The sequence below is a fragment of the Sulfitobacter sp. HI0129 genome, assembly GCF_001635395.1.
Taxonomy (GTDB): Bacteria; Pseudomonadota; Alphaproteobacteria; order Rhodobacterales; family Rhodobacteraceae; genus Sulfitobacter.
Genome location: NZ_LWGH01000346.1, coordinates 1 through 4,507, shown reverse-complemented (window position 1 = coordinate 4,507; position 4,507 = coordinate 1). Strand labels below are relative to the sequence as shown.

The 4,507-nt window shown below is 61.1% G+C and carries 7 protein-coding genes; 2 read left to right on the top strand and 5 right to left on the bottom strand.

The window, feature by feature from the left end:
- Positions 1 to 863 (top strand): amino acid ABC transporter permease (locus A3764_RS08785; RefSeq protein ID WP_067951490.1); only part of this gene is annotated, 863 nt, incomplete at its 5' end.
- A gap of 13 nt (positions 864 to 876) precedes the next feature.
- Entirely contained in the window at positions 877 to 1,668 is a 792-nt protein-coding gene (locus A3764_RS08780) for an amino acid ABC transporter ATP-binding protein (RefSeq protein ID WP_067924120.1), read from the top strand.
- 50 nt (positions 1,669 to 1,718) lie between these two features.
- Here the strand turns inward: A3764_RS08780 and A3764_RS08775 are convergent, their stop codons facing one another.
- Genes A3764_RS08775 through A3764_RS26410 form a run of 5 tightly spaced genes read right to left on the bottom strand, consistent with a single transcriptional unit; the run spans position 1,719 to position 4,500 of the window.
- Positions 1,719 to 2,192: a SixA phosphatase family protein gene (locus A3764_RS08775; protein WP_236628146.1), complete on the bottom strand. Its 474-nt coding sequence runs from the start codon at positions 2,190 to 2,192 to the stop codon at positions 1,719 to 1,721.
- Entirely contained in the window at positions 2,189 to 2,848 is a 660-nt protein-coding gene (locus A3764_RS08770) for a ferredoxin (protein WP_067924117.1), read from the bottom strand. The genes A3764_RS08775 and A3764_RS08770 overlap by 4 nt, the downstream gene beginning before the upstream one ends.
- Entirely contained in the window at positions 2,845 to 3,708 is an 864-nt protein-coding gene (gene argB / locus A3764_RS08765) for an acetylglutamate kinase (RefSeq protein WP_201722107.1), read from the bottom strand. Before argB ends, A3764_RS08770 begins: the two co-directional genes overlap by 4 nt.
- Positions 3,709 to 3,739: 31 nt before the next feature.
- Positions 3,740 to 4,390 (bottom strand): ribosome biogenesis GTP-binding protein YihA/YsxC, encoded by a 651-nt coding sequence (yihA, locus tag A3764_RS08760; protein ID WP_067924112.1) that lies wholly within the window; start codon positions 4,388 to 4,390, stop codon positions 3,740 to 3,742.
- Positions 4,390 to 4,500 carry an MOSC domain-containing protein gene (locus A3764_RS26410; protein WP_443069367.1) on the bottom strand — a complete coding sequence of 37 codons (111 nt, stop codon included), beginning with the start codon at positions 4,498 to 4,500 and terminating at the stop codon, positions 4,390 to 4,392. Before A3764_RS26410 ends, yihA begins: the two co-directional genes overlap by 1 nt.
- Between the last annotated feature and the right edge of the window lie 7 nt (positions 4,501 to 4,507).

Genomic DNA, 4,507 nt, shown 5'->3' with positions numbered 1-4,507 from the left:
CCTACTGGCTGATCTGGGGCGGTACGATCTGGACACCCATCGTCGCACTGCTTGGGTTCGTCGTGGGCTATTTCGTCTACGAAAAACTCGTCCATCGCAGTTTCGCGACAGGGTTCTTCGGTGGTGTCATCGCCGCGCTGGCGGTCTGGTATGTCGGCGGGCTCGCCATTCCCGACCTCGCCCGGATCACTTCGGGCCTGCGGCTCGAAGCGGTGCCGTCGCGCGATCTGGGTGGCTTCATGCTGAACATGATGCTGGGCGTGACCTGCGTTTCGCTTTCACTGCCCATCGGTATCGCACTGGCGTTGGGTCGTCAGTCCTCCATGCCGTTGATCAAATGGATCTGCGTCATCTTCATCGAGTTCATTCGCGGGGTGCCGCTGATCACGCTGCTGTTCGTGGCGAACGTGATGCTGGCCTATTTCTTCCCGCCCGGCTCCGGCGTGGACCTGTTCCTGCGGGTGGTCATTATGATCACCATGTTCTCTTCGGCCTATATCGCCGAGGTGATCCGGGGCGGGCTCGCCGCGCTTCCGAAGGGGCAGTACGAAGCGGCCGATAGCCTCGGGCTCGATTACCCGCAGGCAATGCGGCTCATCATTCTGCCGCAGGCGCTGAAGATCTCCATTCCGGGCATCGTGAACATCGCTGTGGGTCTCTTCAAGGATACGACGCTGGTATCGATCATCTCCATGTTCGATCTGGTCGGCATGATCCGTGGCCCGATCCTCGCTTCGACGGACTGGAACGGCGTCTATTGGGAACTGCTCGGCTTTGCTGCGCTGCTCTTCTTCATTGTCTGCTACGGCATCTCGCAATACTCGCAGTGGCTGGAACGCCGCCTCGCGACAGATCATCGTTAAGGAGGCCCGAAGAATGGCTGACATCGCTGAAACCCACGTGACACCCAACCCCCAGATGAAGGTCTCCGACGAAGTCGCGATCTCCATCCAGAACATGAACAAATGGTACGGCAGCTTCCACGTGCTGCGGGATATCGACCTGACAGTCTATCGCGGGGAACGTATCGTTATTTGTGGTCCTTCGGGCTCGGGTAAATCGACGCTGATCCGCTGCATCAACGCGCTGGAAGAGCACCAGAAAGGCACCATCGAGGTGGACGGCACATTGCTGTCCTCAGACCTCAAGAACATCGACAAGATCCGCTCCGAAGTCGGTATGTGCTTCCAGCATTTCAACCTCTTCCCGCACCTCACGATTCTTGAGAACTGTACGCTTGCCCCGATATGGGTTCGCAAGGTCCCCAAGAAGAAGGCCGAGGAAACAGCGATGCATTTCCTCGAAAAGGTGAAGATCCCGGATCAGGCGGATAAATATCCCGGTCAGCTTTCGGGCGGGCAGCAGCAGCGGGTGGCGATCGCCCGGTCGCTGTGCATGCGCCCCCGAATCATGCTTTTCGATGAGCCGACCTCCGCCCTCGACCCGGAGATGATCAAGGAAGTGCTCGACACCATGATCGAGCTCGCCGAAGAGGGTATGACGATGCTCTGCGTGACGCACGAGATGGGCTTTGCCCGTCAGGTCGCGAACCGGGTGATCTTCATGGATGACGGGCAGATCGTCGAACAGAACGAGCCGGAGGAGTTCTTCAAGAATCCGAAGTCGCCGCGGACCCAACTGTTCCTGAGCCAGATCCTCGGCCATTGACCGAAACCATGCGGACCGGGCGGTTTGCGCCGCCCGGGCGCCTGTTCAATTCAGGTCGCGCGGGCTGGTATAGTCGTGCAGCTGACCGGTTCCCCAATCAATATTTCCCCAGTCTTCGACGTCGAAGTCGATAACGCTGGTTGCGCCGGGCGGATATTCCGCACCTCGTTCGCAACGGGCAACCACTGTGCGCAGGTGGCGCAGCCCGGGTTGTGTGCGACCATCAGCACCGCCTCGCCCTCTGCCTCGCGCAGCAGCTCCAGAATTTCCGGCGGCCCGGCGAGGTAGAGCGCGCGCAAATGCTCGACTGAATTTGTTTGCAGTTCCAGCAGCAGAAGCGTTTCGCGGGTGCGGCTCGCGTCGGAACAAAGGACGCGGTCCGGCAGATAGTCATGTTCCTTCATCCACTGCCCGAGCCGTTCCGCCCCAAGGCGGCCCCGGGCATTCAGAACCCGACTGTGATCGGTGCCGCTGCTGCCGCTCCAATCGGACTCCGCGTGCCGCATAAGGATCAGGCGTTTCATGGGCTACCTTTGATAAAATACTGCATATGATAGGCCGATTGCGCCGATAGCCGGCCCGCTGTCTTCGATACGGGGCAGGCCCGCCGCGCGAGGCATCCGTTTTCCCGACAATCCCGCCCTGCGTCGGACCGTATATATGCCTTGCAGGCTGCCACATCATATCCCTGGGGTGTCAAGGCACGGACGGGACAGGCAGTGGCGCAGGGCTGGCTTGCACAGGTGGCGCAGGGCGTGCTTTCCGGTGAGGGGAGGGGGATCCGTTCCGAAAGGGCCAGGGCACCACGAAATGACAGAAACAGCCCCGCACGATCATGGACGAGAAACCGGATCGGCGACACGTGGGCCCGGCCTGATTTTAACGCCCAGGAATAGAAGGGCAGGTAGGGCGGGCCACCGAAGGGAAAAAGCGCCTGTGCGCCGATCCTTTTTGCGCAGTCCCCCACCACACGCAGGGACCATCTGTCCATCGCGTCGGGCGCGTCGTCGCGATACTCAGGTGTCTGGATGAAATACGGCCAGAACCGAGGTTCATCCGGGCCGAGAAGCAAAAGCGTTTTGCAGCCCTCCGGGGTGCCGTCATCCGGCCCGGGGTGGAAGCCGCCGAGGATGCGCAGATACGCAGGGTCCAGCAGCGCTTCCAGCTCCGGCAGTGTCATCCTTTGCGGATGATGCTGCCTGCCCCGTGCTCGGTAAACAGTTCGAGAAGGCAGGCATTTGGCGCACGACCGTCGAGGATAACGGCAGCCCGCGCCCCGCCCTCCAGCGCATCGAGCGCAGTTTCGGTCTTGGGGATCATCCCGCCCGCAATCGTCCCATCGGCCACCATTTCGCGGATCTGCGCCGCGGTAAGCTCTGTCAGCACGTCCCCGGCAGCGTTCTTCACCCCGGCGACATCCGTCAGGAGCAGGAGGCGATCCGCCTTCAGGGCCGCGGCAATGGCCCCGGCGGCGGTATCGCCGTTGATGTTGAACGTCTCGCCCCCGCGGCCCATTCCCAAGGGGGCAATGACGGGAATGATCTCCTTTTCCGCAAGGTCGAGGAGAAGACGCGGGTTCACCTCTGTCGGGCGACCGACAAGGCCGAGCGCGGGGTCTTCCGCTTCGCAGATGATCAGCCCCGAATCCTTGCCCGATACCCCTACGGCACGCCCGCCCTGTTCGCTGATTGCCTGCACGATCTTGGCGTTTACCAGCCCGGAGAGGACCATTTCGACCACGTCCATTGTCGCCGCATCCGTCACGCGCTTGCCGTTCACGAATTCGGATTTGATATCCAACCGCTTGAGCATGTCATTGATCATCGGGCCACCGCCGTGGACGATCACGGGGTTCACACCAACCTGCCGCATCAGGGCGACGTCGCGGGCGAATTCATCCATCGCCTCATCGCTGCCCATGGCGTGACCGCCAAGTTTGATCACCACGGTCGCATCCGCATAGCGCTGCAGATAGGGTAGTGCCTGTGACAGGGTGCGGGCGGTGGCGATCCAATCGCGGTTCATGTCTTGCGTTCTCATCCTTTGACCCTTTGGTGGCGCGCTGCGCCAGCTATTCCAGAGCGGCGATGATGGCACGCATCGTGGGGATGCCCCAGCCCTTTTCCGACGAAGTCACAAGGATTTCGGGGTAGGCGGCGGGATGTCGCGATAGCGCGGCGCGCACCTGATCGAGCACCTTTTCCCGATCCTTTTCCTTCACCTTGTCCGCCTTTGTCAGAACAGCCTGGAACGTGACGGCGGAACTGTCGAGGAGGGACAGGATTTCCTCATCCACTTTCTTGATACCGTGGCGCGCATCGATGAGCACGAAGGCGCGGCGCAGGGTTTGACGACCCGAAAGGTATTGCCGCAAAAGACGCTGCCATTTTTCGACCACCGCCAGCGGCGCATTGGCGAAGCCATAGCCGGGAAGGTCGACAAGGTAGAGATCTTCGCCGGTCGCAAAGTAATTGATCTCTTGCGTGCGACCGGGGGTGTTCGACGCACGTGCCAGACCCTTGCGCCCTGTCAACGCATTGATGAGGCTGGATTTACCAACGTTCGAACGTCCGGCAAAGCAGACTTCGAGCCGATCGGGATCGGGCAGCCCGTCCATGGCGACAACGCCTTTGACGAATTCGGTGCCGCCCGCGAACAGCAGCCGACCGTCTTCGGCATCCTGAGGCTCCGGTTCATCGGCGAGGGGGAAGGGTAGGGCCATCAGGTCAGTTCCAGACTGTCGCCAACGCTTACCGTCCCGCTCTGGACGACACGCGCATAGATGCCGAAGTCACGATGGCCCATGGTCTGCAGCAGTTTGAGCGTATCCACATCGCGT